At 72.8% G+C, this 19,404-nt stretch carries 18 protein-coding genes; 15 read left to right on the top strand and 3 right to left on the bottom strand.

The genetic code is table 11. The features are described from left to right. Positions 1 to 28: 28 nt before the first annotated feature. Positions 29 to 1,240, bottom strand: coding sequence for a pyridoxal phosphate-dependent aminotransferase (locus AC0680_RS01820; RefSeq protein WP_478624070.1), 1,212 nt, complete (start codon positions 1,238 to 1,240; stop codon positions 29 to 31). A gap of 113 nt (positions 1,241 to 1,353) precedes the next feature. On the opposite strand from AC0680_RS01820, the gene AC0680_RS01825 reads away from it, so the two are divergent. Both AC0680_RS01825 and AC0680_RS01830 read left to right on the top strand, forming a co-directional pair. Next, positions 1,354 to 1,977, top strand: coding sequence for a winged helix-turn-helix transcriptional regulator (locus tag AC0680_RS01825; protein WP_478624071.1), 624 nt, complete (start codon positions 1,354 to 1,356; stop codon positions 1,975 to 1,977). 108 nt (positions 1,978 to 2,085) lie between these two features. Beyond that, a complete protein-coding gene (locus AC0680_RS01830; RefSeq protein ID WP_478624073.1) occupies positions 2,086 to 3,165 on the top strand; it encodes a glycosyl hydrolase family 18 protein in 1,080 nt (359 codons plus the stop codon). Here the strand turns inward: AC0680_RS01830 and AC0680_RS01835 are convergent. Then, a complete protein-coding gene (locus tag AC0680_RS01835; RefSeq protein WP_478624075.1) occupies positions 3,109 to 4,005 on the bottom strand; it encodes a helix-turn-helix transcriptional regulator in 897 nt (298 codons plus the stop codon). The two genes, AC0680_RS01830 and AC0680_RS01835, sit on opposite strands and share 57 nt — an antisense overlap. Before the next feature lie 217 nt (positions 4,006 to 4,222). On the opposite strand from AC0680_RS01835, the gene AC0680_RS01840 reads away from it, so the two are divergent. The 3 genes from AC0680_RS01840 to AC0680_RS01850 are packed head-to-tail and all read left to right on the top strand — an operon-like array spanning position 4,223 to position 7,556. Beyond that, complete coding sequence (locus tag AC0680_RS01840; RefSeq protein WP_478624076.1) at positions 4,223 to 5,221, top strand: NADPH:quinone oxidoreductase family protein; 999 nt, start codon at positions 4,223 to 4,225, stop codon at positions 5,219 to 5,221. Then, a complete protein-coding gene (locus tag AC0680_RS01845; protein ID WP_478624077.1) occupies positions 5,218 to 6,402 on the top strand; it encodes an acyl-CoA dehydrogenase family protein in 1,185 nt (394 codons plus the stop codon). Before AC0680_RS01840 ends, AC0680_RS01845 begins: the two co-directional genes overlap by 4 nt. Then, entirely contained in the window at positions 6,399 to 7,556 is a 1,158-nt protein-coding gene (locus AC0680_RS01850) for an acyl-CoA dehydrogenase family protein (RefSeq protein WP_478624079.1), read from the top strand. Before AC0680_RS01845 ends, AC0680_RS01850 begins: the two co-directional genes overlap by 4 nt. Before the next feature lie 11 nt (positions 7,557 to 7,567). On the opposite strand, the gene AC0680_RS01855 is transcribed toward AC0680_RS01850, so the two are convergent. Beyond that, a complete protein-coding gene (locus AC0680_RS01855) occupies positions 7,568 to 8,104 on the bottom strand; it encodes a hypothetical protein (RefSeq protein ID WP_478624081.1) in 537 nt (178 codons plus the stop codon). 203 nt (positions 8,105 to 8,307) lie between these two features. Here AC0680_RS01855 and AC0680_RS01860 point away from each other — a divergent pair, with 203 nt between their 5' ends. The 10 genes from AC0680_RS01860 to AC0680_RS01905 all read left to right on the top strand — a co-directional run bounded on the left by AC0680_RS01860 (position 8,308) and on the right by AC0680_RS01905 (position 19,376). Beyond that, on the top strand, positions 8,308 to 9,657 hold the full coding sequence (locus AC0680_RS01860; RefSeq protein ID WP_478624083.1) for a hypothetical protein: 1,350 nt from the start codon (positions 8,308 to 8,310) through the stop codon (positions 9,655 to 9,657). Between the two features lie 350 nt (positions 9,658 to 10,007). Next, a complete protein-coding gene (locus AC0680_RS01865) occupies positions 10,008 to 11,225 on the top strand; it encodes a S1 family peptidase (protein WP_478624084.1) in 1,218 nt (405 codons plus the stop codon). A 127-nt stretch (positions 11,226 to 11,352) separates the two neighbouring features. Next, entirely contained in the window at positions 11,353 to 12,963 is a 1,611-nt protein-coding gene (locus tag AC0680_RS01870) for an ABC transporter substrate-binding protein (protein WP_478624086.1), read from the top strand. A 47-nt stretch (positions 12,964 to 13,010) separates the two neighbouring features. Next, on the top strand, positions 13,011 to 13,967 hold the full coding sequence (locus AC0680_RS01875) for an ABC transporter permease (RefSeq protein WP_478624467.1): 957 nt from the start codon (positions 13,011 to 13,013) through the stop codon (positions 13,965 to 13,967). Continuing rightward, positions 13,960 to 14,862, top strand: coding sequence for an ABC transporter permease (locus tag AC0680_RS01880; protein WP_478624087.1), 903 nt, complete (start codon positions 13,960 to 13,962; stop codon positions 14,860 to 14,862). The genes AC0680_RS01875 and AC0680_RS01880 overlap by 8 nt, the downstream gene beginning before the upstream one ends. Before the next feature lie 62 nt (positions 14,863 to 14,924). Then, a complete protein-coding gene (locus AC0680_RS01885) occupies positions 14,925 to 15,845 on the top strand; it encodes an ABC transporter ATP-binding protein (protein ID WP_478624468.1) in 921 nt (306 codons plus the stop codon). Continuing rightward, complete coding sequence (locus AC0680_RS01890; protein WP_478624088.1) at positions 15,829 to 16,506, top strand: ABC transporter ATP-binding protein; 678 nt, start codon at positions 15,829 to 15,831, stop codon at positions 16,504 to 16,506. The genes AC0680_RS01885 and AC0680_RS01890 overlap by 17 nt, the downstream gene beginning before the upstream one ends. A 74-nt stretch (positions 16,507 to 16,580) precedes the next feature. Then, a complete protein-coding gene (locus AC0680_RS01895) occupies positions 16,581 to 17,069 on the top strand; it encodes an acyl-CoA thioesterase (protein WP_478624469.1) in 489 nt (162 codons plus the stop codon). Between the two features lie 22 nt (positions 17,070 to 17,091). Beyond that, positions 17,092 to 17,997 carry a LysR family transcriptional regulator gene (locus tag AC0680_RS01900; RefSeq protein WP_478624470.1) on the top strand — a complete coding sequence of 302 codons (906 nt, stop codon included), beginning with the start codon at positions 17,092 to 17,094 and terminating at the stop codon, positions 17,995 to 17,997. Between the two features lie 206 nt (positions 17,998 to 18,203). Continuing rightward, entirely contained in the window at positions 18,204 to 19,376 is a 1,173-nt protein-coding gene (locus AC0680_RS01905; RefSeq protein WP_478624089.1) for a CaiB/BaiF CoA transferase family protein, read from the top strand. The last annotated feature ends 28 nt before the right edge of the window (positions 19,377 to 19,404 follow it).

Here is a 19,404-nt window from a genome sequence, read left to right on the forward strand (position 1 = left end):
GGGGCGCGGGCGCCGGGGGCGCCCGGCGTCACTGGCGGTAGCCCGCCAGGAAGCGGTCGATCCGGCTGATCGCCGCGTCGAGGTCGTCGGCGTGCGGGAGGGTGAGGATGCGGAAGTGGTCCGGGCGCGGCCAGTTGAAGCCGGTGCCCTGGACGACCTGGATCTTCTCCCGCAGCAGCAGGTCCAGGACGAACTTCTCGTCGTCGTGGATCTTGTGTACGGCGGGGTCGAGGCGGGGGAAGGCGTAGAGCGCGCCCTTGGGCTTGACGCAGGAGACGCCCGGGATCTCGTTGAGCCGCTCCCAGGCCACATCGCGCTGCTCGTGCAGCCGCCCGCCCGGCAGGACCAGGTCCTGGATGCTCTGCCGGCCGCCGAGGGCCGCCTGAATGGCGTACTGGGCGGGCGCGTTCGGGCACAGCCGCATGGAGGCGAGGGTGCCCAGGCCCTCAAGATAGTCGGCGGCGTGCTCCCTGGGGCCGGTGACGACCAGCCAGCCGGAGCGGAAGCCGGCCACGCGGTAGGACTTGGACAGCCCGCAGAAGGTCAGGCACACCAGGTCGGGGGCGAGCACCGCGGCGTGGTGGTGCACCGCGTCGTCGTAGACGATCCGGTCGTAGACCTCGTCGGCGAAGACCATCAGCTGGTGGCGCCGGGCGAGGTCGAGCATGCCCTCCAGCAGTTCGCGCGGATAGACCGCGCCGGTCGGGTTGTTGGGGTTGATGATGACCAGCGCCCGGGTCCGGTCGGTGATCTTCGAGGCGAGGTCGTCGAGGTCCGGCAGCCAGTCGGCGGACTCGTCGCAGAGGTAGTGCAGGGCCTTGCCGCCGGCGAGCGTGGTGACCGCCGTCCACAGGGGGTAGTCGGGGGCCGGGATGAGGACCTCGTCGCCGTCGTCGAGCAGCGCCTGTACGGCCAGCGAGACGAGCTCGGAGACGCCGTTGCCGAGGTAGACGTCGTCGACGCCGACGTCCGGCAGCCCGGCCTGCTGGTAGCGCTGGGCCACCGCGCGGCGGGCGGAGAGGATGCCGCGGGAGTCGGTGTAGCCGTGCGCGCGGGACAGATTGCGCATCATGTCCTGCAGGATCTCCTCGGGGCACTCGAAGCCGAACAGCGCCGGATTGCCGGTGTTCAGCCGCAGCACGCTGTGACCGGCCTCCTCCAGCGCGTCGGCGTGCTCGATCACCGGTCCGCGGATCTCGTAGCAGACGTCGGCCATCTTGCTGGACTGCTTGAACTGCATGCGGTGGCCTCCCGGTCCCTCGCTCACCGCGCGGCGCGGCAGCATTCGTAACACCGTACTTGGTTTTACCAAGTAGGGACTTGGAAAGTCCAACTTCTGTCTATGCTGGTGTCATGCCGCGCCGAAGCTATGACCAGTACTGCGCCGTCGCCCGAGCCCTGGACGCCGTCGGCGACCGGTGGACGCTCTTGATCGTCCGGGAACTGCTGGGCGGCTCCCGGCGCTACACCGATCTGCACGCCGACCTGCCCGGCGTCAGCACGGACATGCTCGCCTCCCGGCTCAAGGACATGGAGCGGGACGGGCTGGTCACCCGCCGCCGGCTCGCCCCGCCCGGAGCCGCCTACGTCTACGAGCTCACCACCCGCGGCCGCGCGCTGCTGCCCGCGCTCAGCGCCCTCGCCGACTGGGGTGCCCCCGCCCTCGACGAGCGGCGCCCCACGGACGCGGTGCGGGCCCACTGGTTCGCGGTGCCGCTCATCGCGCGCCTCGCCGACCACTTCACCGACGGCGTCCGGGTCGTCGACATCGCCCTCGACGAGGGGGAGTTCCATGTCCTCCTCGCGGCCGACGGCGGCCCCGGCTACGCCGACGGGCCCGCCGAGCGCCCCGACGCCCGGCTGCGGATGGACACCGCGACCTGCGCCGACATCGCCTACGACCGGCTCTCCCTCGCGGCGGCGATCGACTCCGGCCGGATCGCGGTCACCGTGTCCCAGGGGGTGTCCGGCGGCTGACCGTCCCGCCCGGCGCGTCGGGTCCGGCGACCCGGCGCCGGGCCACCCGCCGCCCCGTTCGGTGGAACTGACGATGCGTCACGAACGCTGCCGGGTGACGCTTTGGGCATGGACCAACCATCAGGATCCCGGTCGCGCACCGGACTCGCCTTTCTGCTGGCCGTGGCGGTGCTCGCCGGACCGCTCGCCCCGGCCGCCGAGGCGGCGAAGGCGCCGGAGGGGCAGCGGGACCGCGGGCGCACCGCCTCGGCCTGGCTGCCGTATTGGGGCAACATCGACGCCGCCTACCGCGACGCGCTGCGACACGCCTCCCAGCTGCACACCATCAGCCCCTTTTGGTACCAGGCCTCTTCCGACACCGACATCACCGGACACCCCGGAGCCGGGCGGCGCGACATCATCGACGGGCTGCACGATGCCGGGATCGCCGTCGTGCCCACGGTGACCGAGACCCTCGGTGCCGTGGAGATGGGCGATCTGATGCACGATCCCGAGCGGCGCCGGGCGCATGTCGACCGGCTGCTGGACGTGGTGGAGAGCCGTGCGTACGACGGGATCGACCTGGACTACGAGTCGATGGCGGTCACCGGCGACAAGGAGGCCCGCGAGCGGGTGCGGACCGGATACAACGCGCTCGTCCGGCAGCTGTGCGCGCGGCTGCACGACCTCGGCAAGCAGTGTGTGGTCACGGTGCTGGCCCGGGTCCGCGGGAGCGGCACGGCCTTCGACTACGAGGGGCTCGGCAGGTACGCCGACCGGGTCCGGATCATGGGGTACGACCTGCACTGGTCGGGCGGCGAGGCGGGCCCGCTGTCCTCCCGGGACTGGTACGAGGAGTTCCTTCGCTACGCCACCGGCACCATCCCGCGCCACAAGATCGAGGTGGCCTTCCCGGGCTACGGCTGGGACTGGGTCACCGGCGTCAAGGGCCATGCGGGCCATCTGACCTGGAAGCAGGCCGAGGCGCTGCGAGAGCGGACGGACGCCGAGTACCGCTTCGACGAGCAGTCCGGCACCCCGTACTTCCGCTACTACAAGGACGACGAGGAGCACGAGGTGTGGTACCAGGACGCGCGCGGTGTCCGGGCGCAGCTGCCGCTCTTGAGGAAGTACGGGGTGCGGGGCACCGGCCTATGGGCGCTCGGGTTCGAGGACCCGGAGTTCTGGAGCGCGCTCCGCCGCGAGTAGCCGCAGCGCCGCCTCGGACGGCGAGCCCTCCGCCGCGGTGTACATCAGCGCGCCCTGCCCGGAGCCGTCCGGCGTCCGCATCATCTCGAAGTCCAGCTCCATGTCGCCCACCAGCGGATGGTGGAACCGCTTGGTGCCGAAGGTGCAGTTGCTGACGGCGTGCCGGGACCACAGGCCGCTGAACTCGGTGGACTTCATCGACAACTCGCCGATCAGCTCGGTGAGCCGGGGGTCGTCGGGGTACTCGCCCGCGGCCACCCGCAGTGCCGAGACCGCGCGCCGGACCTCCTCGTCGCGGTCCCGGTAGAGCTCCCTGGTGTGCGGGTCGAGGAAGAGCAGCCGCTGGGCGTTGGGCCGGTCCAGCGGGCGGTCGGGGCTGTCGAAGTCGAGGTGCCCGGCGACCAGGGCGTGCCCGAGGCGGTTCCACGCCAGGATCTCGAAGCGCGGTCCCAGTGCGACGGCCGGTACGTCCGCCATGGCGCCGAGCAACTGCCGCACGCCGGGGCGCACCCGGTCGTGGCGGACCGCGGGGCGGCGGCGCGCCCGGGTGGGGCGGGCCAGCACGTACAGATGGGCCCGCTCGTCGGCGGTCAGCCGCAGCGCGCGGGCCAGCGCGTCCAGCACCCCTTCGGACGCGTTGTGGCTCTGGCCCTGTTCGAGGCGGGTGTAGTACGCGATGCTGACGCCGGCCAGCTGCGCCAGTTCCTCGCGGCGCAGGCCGGGGACCCGGCGGCGCGCCCCGTAGGAGACCAGTCCGACGTCCTCCGGCTGGAGCCGGGCGCGGCGGGAGCGCAGAAAGTTCCCCAACTCGGCGGGGGTGTCCGTGGCGGGTGAGTCCATACCGGCCAGTCTCGGTCATCGGGCCGGGTGGTGCCTGACCCTGTCAGTACCAGGTTCCCGGGGCGGCCGGGGTCGGGCGGCGGGGCGGGCGCCGGGATGTGGCGCGGAGTCGTCGGCGACGGTTCCCTAGCCGATACCGACCGCTTAGTATGTCGCTGGCGAGGGGCCGCTGCGCCCTCCGCCCCACCCGCGTATCCAAGGTCTGTGGAGGCACCAGGTGAAGGCATGGCGCGTACACGCGAACGGCGAGCCGCGTGAAGTGATGCGGCTGGAGGAGGTGCCGGACCCGGAGCCGGGCCCCGGGCAGCTGCTGCTGCGGGTGCGGGCCGCCAACGTCAACTTCCCCGACGCGCTGCTGTGCCGGGGCCAGTACCAGGTGCGGCCGCCGCTGCCCTTCACGCCGGGCGTGGAGATCTGCGGCGAGGTGCTCGCCGTGGGCGAGGGCGCGGCCGGCGAGGTCGGGAGCCGGGTGCTGGCCCAGCCGCCGCTGCCCGACGGAGGCTTCGCCGAGCTCGCCGTCGTCGACGCGGCGACCGCCCGCCCGGCCCCGGAGGCCCTGGACGACGCGGAGGCCGCCGCACTGCACGTCGGCTACCAGACCGGCTGGTTCGGGCTGCACCGCCGGGCCCGGCTGCAGGCCGGCGAGACGCTGCTGGTGCACGCCGCGGCCGGCGGCGTCGGCAGCGCCGCCGTCCAGCTCGGCAAGGCCGCGGGCGCACGGGTGATCGGGGTGGCCGGCGGCGCGGACAAGGCCCGCATCGCCCGCGAACTGGGCTGCGACCTCGTCCTGGACCGGCGCACGGACGACATCGTCGCCGCGGTCAAGGAAGCCACCGACGGCCGGGGCGCCGACGTCGTCTACGACCCGGTGGGCGGCGACGCGTACGCCAAGTCCGTCAAGTGCATCGCCTTCGAGGGCCGCATCATCGTCGTCGGCTTCGCGGGCGGCGCCATCCCCACCCCCGCCCTCAACCACGCGCTGGTGAAGAACTACGCGATCCTGGGCCTGCATTGGGGCCTGTACAACACCAAGGACCCGGCGGCCGTCGACGCCTGCCACCAGGAGCTGACCAAGCTGGCCGCGAAGGGCGTGGTCAAGCCGCTGATCGGCGGGCGGGTACCGCTGGAGGGGGCCGCCGACGCCGTACAGCAGGTCGCCGACGGCACCTCCGTCGGCCGGCTCGTGGTGGTCCCCGGAGCGGGGGAGGCCCGATGACCGACGCCACCGACCTGCGCCGGCGCACCGCCGAGCTGCTCGCCGCCCACCCGCCCGCCACGACCGACCGCCTGGAGTTCCTGCGCGCCCGCTTCGACGCGGGACTCGCCTGGGTCCACTTCCCCGAGGGACTCGGCGGACTCGACGCGCCGCGGTCCCTGCAGGCGGTCGTCGACGCCGAGCTGGAGGCGGCCGGCGCCCCCGGCAACGACCCGGGCCGGATCGGCATCGGCCTGGGCATGGCCGCGCCCACCATCCTGCGGTTCGGCACCGACGAGCACAAGCAGCGCTTCCTGCGCCCCCTGTGGACCGGCGAGGAGGTGTGGTGCCAGCTGTTCAGCGAGCCCGGTGCCGGCTCCGACCTGGCGGCACTGGCCACCCGCGCGGTCCGGGACGACGGGGGAGACTGGATCGTCGACGGGCAGAAGGTCTGGACGTCCAGCGCACACCTGGCCCGCTGGGCGATCCTGATCGCCCGCACCGACCCCGACGTGCCCAAGCACCGGGGCATCAGCTACTTCGTCTGCGATATGACCGCCCCCGGTGTCGAGGTGCGCCCGCTGCGGCAGATCACCGGCGAGGCCGAGTTCAACGAGGTCTTCCTCACCGGCGTCAAGATCCCCGACGCCCACCGCCTCGGTGCGGTCGGCGAGGGCTGGCAGGTCGCCCAGACCACCCTGATGAACGAGCGGGTCGCCATCGGCGGCGTCCGCACACCCCGCGAGGGCGGCATGATCGGCGTCGCCGCCGCCGACTGGCGCGCCCGGCCCGAACTGCGCACCCACGACCTGCACCAGCGGCTGCTGAAGCTGTGGGTGGAGGCCGAGGTCGCCCGGCTGACCGGCGAGCGGCTGCGCCAGCAGCTCACCAAGGGACAGCCCGGGCCCGAGGGCAGCGGCATGAAACTGGCCTTCGCCCGCCTCGCCCAGGAGATCAGCGGCTGGGAGGTGGAGTTCCTCGCCGAGGACGGACTGACCTACGACGACTGGACGATGCGCCGCCCCGACGGCGTCGACTTCACCGGACGCGAGGCCGGCTACCGCTATCTGCGCGCCAAGGGGAACTCCATCGAAGGAGGCACCTCCGAAGTGCTGCTCAACATCGTCGCCGAACGCGTACTGGGGCTGCCGCCCGAGCCGCGCACCGACAAGGACGTCGCGTGGAAGGACCTCCCCCGATGACCGACCCGCAGACCACCGCGCCGGTGGGCCCGGACCCCGATCTGCTGTACTCGCAGGACGAGGACGCGCTGCGTGCCGCCGTACGCTCACTGCTCGCCGACCGCAGCGATCCGGCCACCGTACTCGCCGGCCTGGAGGCGGACCGCTCCTATGACCCCGGGCTGTGGCGCGCCCTCGCCACGGAGATCGGCACCGCGGGGCTGCTGGTCCCCGAGGAGCTCGGCGGGGCCGGGGCGAGCGCCCGCGAGGCCGCCGTCGTGCTGGAGGAACTGGGCCGCTCCGTCGCCGCCGTGCCGTATCTGACCAGCGCGGTCGTCGCGGTGACGGCCCTGCTCGGCTGCCCGTGCGACCGGCCGGAGGTCGCCGCGCCGCTCGCCGCGCTCGCCGAGGGGCGCACCGTCGGCGTGCTCGCCCTCCCGCTGCCCACCGCTCCCGGAGGGCTGCCGGAACCGGCCGTACGGGCCGATGCCGGCGGTGCCCTCACCGGCCGGGCGACCTCGGTCGCCGACGCCGCGGCCGCCGACCTGCTGCTCGTCTGGGCCCAGGGGACGGACGGCCCGGCGCTCTACGCGGTCGACGCCACGGCCGAGGGCGTGCGCACCGACGCCGTCACTTCGCTCGACCTCACCCGCCCCCTGGGGCACCTCGCCTTCGACGGCGCCCGCGGCACCCTGCTGGCCACCGGCGACCGCGCCCGCGCCGCCGTCGAGCGTGCCCTGCTCACCGGGGCCGGGCTGCTCGCCTCCGAACAGCTCGGCGTCGCCGAATGGTGCCTGACCGAAACGGTGCGCTACACCGCCGAGCGCACCCAGTTCGCCCGCCCCGTCGGCTCGTTCCAGGCGCTCAAGCACCGGATGGCCGCGCTGTGGCTGGAGGTCGCCTCGGCCCGCGCCGCCGCCCGCAACGCCGCCGACGCGCTGGCCACCGACAGCCCCGACGCCGCCGTGGCCGTGGCGGTCGCCCAGGCGTACTGCGCGCCGGTGGCGGTACGCGCCGCCGAGGAGTGCGTCCAGCTGCACGGCGGCATCGGGATGACCTGGGAGCACCCGGCCCATCTGTTCCTCAAGCGGGCCAAGAGCGACGAACTCGCCCTGGGGTCGCCGGGACGGCACCGGCAGGCCCTGGCCGGGCTGGTCGGTCTCGACACCCCTTAGGGCGGGCCCGCTCAGCCGGTGACGGCGAAGGTCCTGCTCAGGCCGCGGACCTCGCCGTCACCGGTGGTGGCCACCTCCAGGAAGTAGCGGGGGCCCGGCGGCACCCGCGGCAGCGTCACGAGCACCTCGCCCGCCGGCCTGGTGCCCGCATGAGTGGCGACCAGCCCCAGCCGCTGCGAGCGGCCGTGCCCGGTATCCGTGCGCAGCCAGACGTCGACCTGCTCGCCCGTGGTGTTCCTCCAGGCCACGGCGAAGCTGCCGTTCGGCCTGAAGTCGACACCGCCCTGCGGCGCGGTCACCTCGATCCGCCCCGTCACGGGGGCGGTCGGAACGCCGGCGCCGTACGGCACGGCATCGGCGCCGAGCGCGGAGGTCGCGGCACGCGCGGCCGAGCCGCCGTGCCCGGTCACGGCGGCCAGGGCACCGGCGGGCGACGGCCGGTCCGGCCCGGCGCGCTCCGGTGCCAGCGTGATCACCAGCATGCAGCCGACGGCGGTGGCGGCGACGGCGACGGCCAGATTCGTGGCTACCCAAGCGGCCCTGGACATCGTCTTCTCGTTTCCTCGGGGGGAGGGACGAGCCGGAGCATCCCCGGCACGTCGATGGCCAAAAACGACGCGCTGAGCGACCACCTAAATGGCCATTCCCGGCGCGACAGACGCCCCGGGGCAAGAGACAATCCCGCGGCCGGACCGGATCGATCACCCGTCCGGTGATGTCTGGAAAGTGCCGTTCGGGTAGCGTCGAACCCATGGACACCGCAACTCGACGTGCGCTGATCGGACCGGTTCTCCTCCTGGTGGCCGCGCTGGTGGCGGTGGCCGCGCTGTGGGCGCCCGGCGCCCGTGCCGCGGGCGGGCTCGACGAGGCCGCGGCAGCCCTGAAGAAGGGCCCGGTCTATGTCGATCCGCGCGCCGCGGACCAGCTCTCCGCAGGTCAGGCGGATGCGCTGGCCAAGAAGATCAAGGACGCGGACAAGCCGATCTTCGTCGCGGTACTGCCGAGAGCCGCCGAGTACCAGCCCGGCACGCTGCTGGCGGACCTGCGGACCAAGGTCGGCATCAGCGGTGTCTACGCCGTCGAACTGGGTGACGGCTTCAACGCCGGCGCCGACCCGCGCGTGATGTCCCGCGACTCCGTCAAGAACCTCGTCGGCTCGGTCAAGCGCTCCGACTACACCGTCGCCGAGCGGCTGAACAGCTTCGTCGACACCGCGGACCGGTCGGCGCGGGGCCACGCCCCCAGCTCGTGGGGCGACACCGGAGGGGGAGGCGGTTTCGACACCGGCACGGCGATCGGCCTCGGTGTCCTGGTGGCCGTCGGTGGCGGCGGCGCGTACGCCATCGCCCGCCGCAACCGCAGGCGGCGGGCCGAGGAGGAGCGGGCCGCGCTGGAGGACCTGCGGGTCGTCGTCGACGAGGACATCACCGCCTTCGGCGAGGAACTGGACCGGCTGGACTTCCACCCCGGTGAGCCCGGCGCCGACGACGCGATGCGCGCGGACTACAGCCATGCGCTGGACGCGTACGAGACGGCCAAGTCGGCGATGGCGGCGGCCGAGCACCCCGGCGATGTGCAGGGCGTGACCCAGGCGCTGGAGGACGGCCGGTTCTCGCTGGCCACGCTCGCCGCGCGCCGCGCGGGCAAGCCGCTGCCCGAGCGCCGGCCGCCCTGCTTCTTCGACCCGCGGCACGGCCCGTCCGTCGTCGACGTCGCCTGGGCTCCGGCCGGCGGCGCGGAGCGCACCGTACCGGTCTGCGCCGCGGACAAGAGCCGGCTGGACGACGGCCGCGAGCCGCTGGCCCGGACGGTCCGCACCGAGCGCGGGGACCGCCCCTACTGGGAGGCCGGCCCGGCCTACGGCCCCTGGGCCGGCGGGTACTTCGGCGGCGGCCTGCTGCCCGGCCTCCTGGTCGGCACGCTGCTCGGCAACGTGATGATGTCGTCGCCCGCCTACGGCGCGGACTTCGGCGGGCCCGCCGGCGCCGAGGGCGGCGACTACTCCGGTTCCGACTTCAGCTCCGACGACTTCGGCGGTGGCTTCGGTGACGGCGGCGGCTTCGACGGCGGTGGCGGCTTCGGGGGCGACGGCGGCTTCTGAGGCCTCCTGCCCGGTGCGGACGGCCCGACCGTGCCGGGAAGCGTCGACGACCTGGCCCTCTGTACCGACCTGAACCACCGACGGCTCCGCCCCGGCCCGGCACGACGTACCAGCACGGGCATTCAGGTGTCCCCGCTCCCGGATGGCGGGCGCCCGAGCAGGTCACCTTGCGCGGCTCCGCGGGCAGTTGCCCGAACGCTGTCGGGCCGCAGGGGGCGGGGATTTGGCAGCGGGTCTCGCGGGTCGTCCGGCCATCATGCAAAGGATCTCCCTCATGCCGCGTGTCGCGGTGTCACGCACGCTCGACACGTCGGATCCGACGTGCACTCGACACCGCGAGGAGATCCCCGATGCAACGCTTTCGCAAGGCCGTCCTGTGGGGCGCGACCGTCGCGGCCATGGCGGCCGTCGGCTCGCTCGGCCCGGCGCACGCCGTACCGCGGACCGACCCGACGCCCCAGCCGCGCGGCATGTCCGACGCGATGAGCCGGGACCTCCAACTGACCAGGGAGCAGGTGCGCATCCGGCTCGCGCAGGAGACCGACGCCCACCGTGCCGCGGCCGCCGTGCGCCGGGCACTGAGCACCCCGCCCGCCGGGATGTGGTTCGACAAGGCGACCGGCAAGCTCATCGTCGCGGTCACCGGCGCCGCCGACGCCCGGCGCGTGCGGGCGGTGGGCGCGGTGCCCAGGACGGTGCCGCACAGCCACGCCGCGCTCGTCGCACTGGTGCGGCAGATCAACGGCCGGGCCGGCAAGGGCGTACCGGGCGTCACCGGCTGGGGGGTGGACGAGCGGTCCAACGGCGTGGTGATCCGGGTCGACCGCACCAGGCGCACCGCGCAGACCAACGAGTTCGAAAAGGCCGTCCGGGGCTTGGGGACCCGCGCGAAGATCCCGGTCACCGTCGAGCACACCGACCAGTCGCCGCGTCAGCAGGGCGGCCGGGTGATCGGCGGTGAGCGCTGGATGCCCGGCAACGAGGGGATCTGTTCCATCGGCTTCTCGGTGACCGGCCCGGACGACTTCCAGGGCTTTGTGACGGCCGGTCACTGCACCCTGACCCCGAAGCAGGCCGCGTACGGCAAGGACGGCAGCCGGTTGGGCACGTCCAACTTCGGCGGCAGGCACAGCGTCAACGGGCGCGAGGGCGACTTCGGGCTGGTCGAGGTCGACCAGCCGGACTGGACGCTCAGCCCGACCGTGGCGGGCCAGGGCGGCCGGCCGGTGACCGTCGCCGGCTCGCAGGAGGGCCTCGTCGGCATGTCGATCTGCCGCTCCGGTCAGTCCAGTGGCTGGCACTGCGGCGAGATCACCCGGGTGGACCAGACGGTGGACTACGGCAATGTGCAGATCGAGGGGCTCTCGTACACCAACGCCTGCTCCGCGGCCGGCGATTCGGGCGGCTCGTACGTCACCCAGCTCAGCAACCCGATGGCCGTCGGGGTGCACTCCGGCGGCGGCGCCTCCGGCTGCGACGGCGACGGCGGCAATACCGTCACCATCTTCCAGCCGATCGCCGAGCTGCTGGCGAAATGGCACCTGACGCTGAAGACCGGTACCTCCTGACGCAGGCGCGCCGGAGGCCGGTTCATGGCCGTCCCTTTACGTACTGTTTAATGGGATCGCTTAATTGCGAAGGCTTCGCAATAGCGCCGAACCGCAATAACAGTCGATCTTCATCAGGGGTGTGGGCATGACGGCCCGGTCGATACGGGTAATGGCCGCCACGGCGATGGCCGGCACGGTGGCCTTCGGGGCGGCGGCCTGCTCGACGCCCACCGGCGGCACGGGCGGCGCCGGTGGTGCCAAGGACTCCGTCGTGGTCGGTATCGCCAACGAGCCGGAGACGCTCAGCCCGCTCCTCGGCTACGGCAAGGACGGCAACTCCAAGATCTTCGACGGGCTGCTCACCCACGACGCGGCCATGAAGCTCAAGCCGGCGCTGGCCGCGAAGCTCCCGAAGGTCTCCGAGGACGGCAGGACCTACACCTTCACGCTGCGCCGGGGCGTGCGGTTCTCCGACGGCAAGCCCTTCACCGCCGACGACGTGGTCTTCACCTACGACACGATCCTGGACGAGAAGACCAACAACGCCTCCAAGGCCGAACTGGACGCTCTGGACAGGGTCGAGAAGAAGGACGACAAGACCGTCGTCTTCCATCTGAAGTACCCCTACGCGCCGTTCGCCGAACGCACCGTCCTGGCCATCGCCCCGAAACACCTCGCCGGCAAGCAGGACATCAACAGCGGCTCCTTCACCACCAGGCCCGTCGGCACCGGCCCGTACGTCCTCACCGACTGGTCCAAGGGCGAGAAGCTCACCTTCAAGGCCAACCCCCACTACTGGGGCGGCGCACCGAAGGTCAAGAACTTCACCATGGCGATCATCAAGGACGACGACGTACGGGCCACCCGGCTCAGGGCCGGTGACCTGGACGGCGCCATCCTGCCGCCCAACCTCGCCGACACCTTCACGTCCTCCAAGGACAAGAAGATCCTCGCCGCCAAGACCTTCGACTACCGCGACGTCACGCTGCCCCGCGCGAACAAGGTCACCGGCGACAAGGCCGTACGCCGGGCCCTGGACCTGGCCGTGGACCGCAAGGCGATGGTCGACGGCATCCTGGACGGCGCGGGCAAGCCCGCCTACGGCCCGGTGCCCACCGACAGCCCCTGGTTCACCAAGGGCACCGAGCGCGCCCACGACCTGAAGCGGGCCGAGCGGATCCTCGACGAGGCCGGCTGGAGGAAGGGCGAGGACGGCATCCGCACCAAGGACGGCGAGCGCGCCTCCTTCAAGCTCTGGTACCTCACCGGTGACACCCTGCGCCAGAAGCACGCCCTGGCCTTCGCCTCCGACGTCAAGAAGGCGGGCATCGAGGCCAAGGTCGAGTCGGGCACATGGGAGGCCATCGAGCCGAACATGAAGCACGACGCGGTGCTCGCGGGCGGCGGCAGCCCGGCCGACCCCGACTTCGACCAGTACCTGCTGCTGCACTCCTCGCTGGCCGGCGACGGCTTCAACAACATGTCGCGCTACGCCAGCGACAAGGTCGACAAGGCACTGGTGGACGCCCGCCGCACCGACGACACCGACAAGCGCAGGGCCGCCTACGACACCGTCCAGCGCGAGCTGGTGGACGACCCGGCGTACACCTTCCTCACCCACGTAGACCACATGTACGTGATCAACGACCGCTGGCAGACCGGCGGCGCCGGCCCGACCACCCAGGTCGAGCCGCACGACCACGGCCTGGCCTCCGGCCCGTGGTGGAACGTAGAGGACTGGCAGCCCGAGAAGTGAGCACGGCAGCCAGGGCGAAGTCCCTTCCCTGGGGGCCGATGGCACGGATGACGGGACGGCGCGCACTGTTCGCCGTCCCCGTCCTCCTCGCCGTCACCTTCGGGGTGTTCGCGATCGCGGCGGCCTCGCCATTTGACCCCGTCAAGGCGTACGCGGGCACGGCGGGACTGACCGCCTCGCAGCAGAACCTGGACCAGATCCGGCACAACCTCGGCGTCGACCAGCCGCTGCCCGCCCGCTGGTGGCACTGGCTGACCGGCGCGCTCACCGGCGACCTCGGCGACTCCGCGACGCTGCGCGCCCCGGTCTCCCAGGTCATCGGCGAGCGCATCGGCTGGTCGGTGCTGCTGTGCGCACTGGCCTTCGCCCTCGCCGTCGTGCTGGGCACGGTGCTGGGCGTGCTCGCGGCCCGGCGCCGCGGCTCGCCGGTGGACCGGGCCGTCACCTCCGTCGCCTACGCGCTGGAGGCGGCCCCGCCGTTCTGGCTCGGACTGCTGGCCGTCTGGGTCTTCGCGCTCAAGTTCGGCGTGCTGCCGGCCGGCGGCCTGACCGACACCGGCAGCCAGGTCGCCACCGCCGGGCAGATCGCGAGCCATGTCGTGCTGCCCGCCCTCGTCCTCGGCGTCTCCCAGCTCCCCTGGTTCGTGCTCTACGTACGCCAAGGGGTCGGTGACGCCCTGGAGGAGGACCCGGTGCGCGGCGCGCGGGCGCGCGGACTGAGCGAGCGCACCGTACTGCTGCACCACGCCCTGCGCTCCGGACTGCTCCCGGTGCTGACCCTGATCGGCTCCCGAGTGCCCGAACTGATCACCGGCGCCCTGCTGGTGGAGTCCGTCTTCAGCTGGCCGGGCATCGCCTCCGCCACCGTGGACGCCGCCACCAGCGTCGACTTCCCGCTGCTGGCGGCCCTCACGGTGCTGGCCACCGTCGCGGTGCTGCTCGGCAACCTGCTGTCCGACCTGCTGTACGGGCTCGCCGACCCGAGGGTGGGCTTCGATGGCTGAGCTCACCGAGGCGTCCGCCGCGGACGGCACCGCCTGGCACGCCGCGCGCACCCGGCGCTCCGGCGCCCGCGCCCTCCGCACCCTGCGGGTCCGGGTCTGTGCCGCCCTGGTCGCGCTGATCGTCCTGGCGGTGCTGCTCGTCCCGCCGCTCGTCCCCCTGGACGAGCAGGCCGTCGAGCTGTCCGCCAAACTCCGGGCGCCGTCCTGGGCGCATCCCTTCGGCACCGACGAGGTCGGCCGCGACCTGCTGCTGCGCTGCGTGTACGGCCTGCGCGTCTCGCTGCTGGTCGGGGTGGTCGCGGCGCTGGCCGCCACCGTCATCGGCACCGCGGTCGGCGCGCTGGCCGGGGCGCTCGGCGGCTGGACCGACCGCGCCGTGATGCGGGTGGTGGACCTGTTCTCCTCCGTGCCGCACCTGCTGCTCGGCGTCTTCATCGTGGCGATGTTCCGGCCCGGCATGTGGCCGGTGGTCGTCTCCGTCGCCCTGACGCACTGGCTGTCGACCGCGCGGATCGTGCGCGCCGAGGTGCTCTCGCTGCGCTCCCGCCCGTACGTCGACGCCGCCCTCGCCGGCGGCGCCTCGCGCGCCCGGGTGGCGGTGCGTCATCTGCTGCCCGGGGTGCTGCCGCAGGCCGGGCTCGCCGCCGTGCTGATGATCCCGCACGCCATCTGGCACGAGTCCGCGCTGTCGTTCCTGGGCCTGGGGCTGCCCGCCCACGAAGCGAGCCTGGGCAGCATGGTCGACACCGCCCGCGGCTCCCTGCTGGCCGGGGACTGGTGGCCGACCCTCTTCCCCGGCCTGTTCATCATCGTCCCCACCCTCGCCCTCGCCGGCCTGGCCGGCGTCTGGCGGGAGCGGATCAACCCCCGGCGCCGATCGGAGCTGATGCTGTGAGCGCACCCGCACCAGCCGAACCCCCCGTGCTGTCCGTACGGGGACTGTCCGTGCGCTTCCGGATGCCCGGCGGCCGCCACGTCGACGCCGTCAGCGATGCCGCCTTCGACCTCGCCGCGGGGGAGTGCCTGGCACTGGTCGGCGAGAGCGGCTGCGGCAAGTCCGTGCTGGCCTCGGCGCTGCTCGGGCTGCTGCCCGGCAACGCGCGGACGGCCGGTTCGGCGCGGCTGGGCGGCACCGAGCTGATGACCGCGTCCGAGCGGGAACTCGCCGGTGCGATCCGCGGGCGGCGGATCGGGCTGGTACCGCAGAGCCCGGCCGCGCATCTGACGCCCGTACGGAGTGTGCGCGCCCAACTGGAGGAGACCGTACGGGAGTTGACCGGTACGGCCAGGCGCGACCTGAGGGCGGCGGCGGAGCGCGCCGCCGCGCGCGCCGCCTTCCCCCTCGACCACCTCGACCGCTTCCCGCACCAGCTCTCCGGCGGACTGGCGCAGCGCGCGGCCACCGCGCTCGCGCTGGTCGGCGACGCACCGCTGCTGCTCGCCGACGAGCCGACGACCGGGCTGGACCGGGACCTGGTGGACCGCACCGTCGACGAGCTGCGCACACAGGCCCGCGCGGGCCGCGCCCTGCTGATGATCACTCACGACCTGGCGGCGGCCGAGCGGATCGCCGACCGGGTCGCCGTGATGTACGCCGGCCGGATCGTCGAACTCGCCGATGCACAAGGGTTCTTCGGCCGACCGGGCCCCCGGCACCCCTACGCCCGCGGGCTGCTCGACGCGCTCCCCGGCCGGGCCTTCCTGCCCATCCCCGGTATGCCGCCGGAGCTGGGTGATCTCCCGCCGGGCTGTGCCTTCGCCGCCCGCTGCGGGCGGGCCACCGCGGCCTGCGAGACGGTGCCCGCACCGCGCGACGGCGTCGCCTGCCACCACCCGGTGGCGGCACAGAGGGAGGCGGGCGATGCTCGAACTGCGTGACATCACCGCCGGATACGACCGGCGGGCACCCGTCGTACGCGGTGTCTCGCTGGCCGTCGCCCCCGGTGAGGCGGTGGGACTCCTCGGCCCCAGCGGCTGCGGCAAATCGACGCTCGCACGGGTCGCCGCACTGCTGCACCGGCCCGACTCCGGCACCGTCGTCCTGGACGGCACGCCCGCCGCGGGCTGGCGCCATCGCGCACCCCGCGCCCAGCGCACTGCCTACGGCGTGCTCTTCCAGCAGCCCCGGCTCTCCGCCGACCCGCGCCTGAGCCTGGCCGACCTGATCGCCGAACCGCTGCGGGCCACCGGGCGGCGCGCCCGTGTCCCGGACCGGATCGCCGAGCTGGCACCCGCCGTGGGCCTGAGCCAGGAGCTGCTCGCGCGCCGTCCGCACCAGGTCAGCGACGGGCAGTTGCAGCGCGCCTGCCTGGCCCGCGCGCTGGTGCTGCGGCCCCGCTGGCTGATCTGCGACGAGATGACCGCGATGCTCGACGCCTCGACAACCGCCGCCCTGGTGGCCGTCGTCGAGGCCTACCGCCGGGAGAGCGGCGCCGGTCTGCTCGCGGTCGGCCATGACCGTACGCTCCTGGAGCGCTGGTGCGACCGCACCATCGGCTGGGAGGAGCTGAGCCGCGCACCGGTGGCGCCTACGATGTGAGGCAAGTGGCCCATGGGCCTCATGGGGAACGGGGAGAGATCGTGGCAGAAGCGGTGGATGCGGCGGAGAGCACAATCGGCGGGGGCGCGGTCGCCGGAGCGGAGCGCACGGCCGGGAAGGGCCCGGCGGAGCCGTGCGCGGCGTTCGCCGTCCCCGTCACCGTCCGTGGCTATGAGACGGACTCTCAGGGTCATCTCAACCAGAGCGTCTATCTGCAGTACGCCGAGCACGCCCGCTGGTCGCTGCTGCAGGCGAGCGGCATCCGGCAGAGCGACCTGGTGGACCGGCGCGTCGGCCCGGTGACCATCGAGACCACCATCCGCTATCGGCGGGAGCTGCGCGCCGGCGACGAGGTCGAGGTGAGCTGCGCGTTCGTCTGGGGTGAGGGCCGGACGTTCCGGGTGGAGCAGACCGTCCGCAAGACGGACGGGACGGTGGCCGCCGAGCTGAGCGCCGTGGGCGGCCTGCTGGACCTCACCGAGCGCACGCTGCTCACGGACCCGCGGGCGCTCTTCCGCGAGCTGGCACAGGACCCCGCAGCGCTCGGCCTCGCCCAAGACTGACGGGTAGTGTGGCCGTGTGGACATGCTGCACCTGCGCTACTTCGTGGCGGTTGCCGAAGAGCTGAATTTCTCCCAGGCGGCACGCAAGTTGCACATGGCGGCCTCTCCGCTCAGCCAGCGCGTCAAGGACCTGGAGCGCGAGCTGGGACAGCCGCTCTTCGAGCGCAGCACCCACCACGTCGCGTTGACGCCGGCCGGTGCCGCGCTGCTGCCGTTGGCCCGCGATGTGCTGGAACGCGTCAACTCCATTCCGTGGCGGCTGCGGGAGGCCGTCCGGCCGCAGCGGGCCACCCTGCTCATCGGGATGCCTTCGGGAATCCACCCCGCGCTGCGGTCCCGGGTGCGGGAGCTGGAGGCGGCCTGCCGTACGACGTACGAGCTCAAGCGCTGGCCCGGCCGGTCCAACGGCCTCGCCGAAGCGGTCCATGACGGCCGGCTGGCGCTGGCACTGGCCCGGCTGCCGGTCTCCGATCCCGCGCTCGGCATCATCGAGGTCATGCGGGAACGGCTGGGCGCGGCGGTCCCCGCCGACCGGTTCGCGGGCCGGGAGTCGGTCACCCTGGACGATCTTCGGGAGCTGCCGTATGTGGCGACCGCGCCCGAGGCGATGCCCGCGTACTTCGACGAGATCGACGCCCGGCTGAATTCCGCGGGTGTGCGGAAGCGGATCCGCATCAACAGCTCGGATTATGCGGGCACCTCCGAACTGGTCTCCGGCGGTATCGCCTTCTCCCTGACGATGCTCTCCTCGGAAAGCCCGATGCATCTCTACCGGCTGGACAATGTGACCGTGCTGCCGGTGGTGGATTTCCCGGCCGAACTGACCACCGGACTGCTCTTCCGCAAGGACCGGGCGGAGCCCGGCGGGGACCTGGAAGAGCTGGTCACCGAGGCGCGAGGCATCTTCGCGGAACGGCTTTCCGCCTGATATCCCGCCGCTGTCGGCTGCTTTCCGCTGAATTCTCTGCGCCTTTCTCGCACTCTTTTCGGCAGGGTATGACCCCTGTGGTGTGACCGCTGTGGTCATACCCTTCTTCGCTTCTTGATCGTTCTCATTCGACGACGTCGCGTCTAATGTCGAAGGCGGAAACATTCGCAGTACATCTACTTCAGTCGCCTTCCGCAGGAGTGACCATGGACGCCACGAACGAGAGTGCCGCCGGCCCGCTGGACGGCATACGGGTGATCGATCTGTCCACGGTGGTGATGGGGCCCTACGCCGCCCAGATCATGGGAGACCTCGGCGCCGACGTCATCAAGATCGAGTCGCCGTCCGACACCGTAAGGGCGGGCCGGTACCGCACCACCCCCGGGATGACGCCGCTCAACCTCAACGTCAACCGCAACAAGCGCAGCGTCTCGCTGAACCTCAAGGACGACGCCGACCGCGAGCGCGCCCTCGCGCTCATCGGCACCGCCGACGTACTGATCACCAATATGCGTCCCGGCGCCCTGGCCCGGCTCGGCCTGACCCACGCGGACCTCGCCGAGGCCAGCCCCGGCCTGGTCTACGCCCACGCCCAGGGCTTCCGCAGCGACTCCGACCGTGCCGGCCACGCCGCGTACGACGAGACCGTGCAGGCCTCCTCCGGACTGGTGGACGTGGCCCAGCGGGCGCTCGGCCGGCCGGTCTACCTGCCGACGATCATCGGTGACAAGGTCGCCGCGCTGACCATCGTCTACTCGGTGCTCGCCGCGCTGGTGCACCGCGACCGTACGGGCCGGGGCCAGCACATCGAGATCCCCATGACGGACACGCTGATCGCCTTCAACCTCGTCGAGCACCTGGCGGGCCACGTCTACGAGCCGCCGGTCGGCTCCACCGGGTTCCCGCTGTCGATGAAGCGCGGCCACCGGGCCGTGCCCACCGCCGACGGGCTGGCCTGCATCGTGCCGTACCACGCCCAGAACTTCCGTGACTTCTTCGCGGCCGCCGGTCGCGGCGATCTCGCCGGGGACCCGCGGGTGGCCGGCACCGCCATCGACGACGCCGACGTCGACCCGCTCATGGAACTGGTGGCCCAGTGCGCGCCGACGCTGACCACCCAGGAGTGGGAGGAGGTCTGCGCCAAGCACAGCATCCCCATGGCGCCGGTGCTCGAACTGGACCGCGCCGCCGACGACCCGTACGTACGCGACGGCCACCTCCTCGACCTGGTCGAGCACCCCAGCGAGGGCCCCATCCGGTCCGTCGGCATCCCCGTGCGCTTCTCCGCCACCCCGGGCTCGGTCCGGCGGCTCGCCCCGCTGCCCGGTCAGCACACCGACGAGGTCCTCGACGAGCTCGCCGTGCCCCGGCGCCGCTGACCACCCGCCTCAACACCCCTTGTTCCGC

Source organism: Streptomyces sp. NPDC043738, assembly GCF_056436545.1.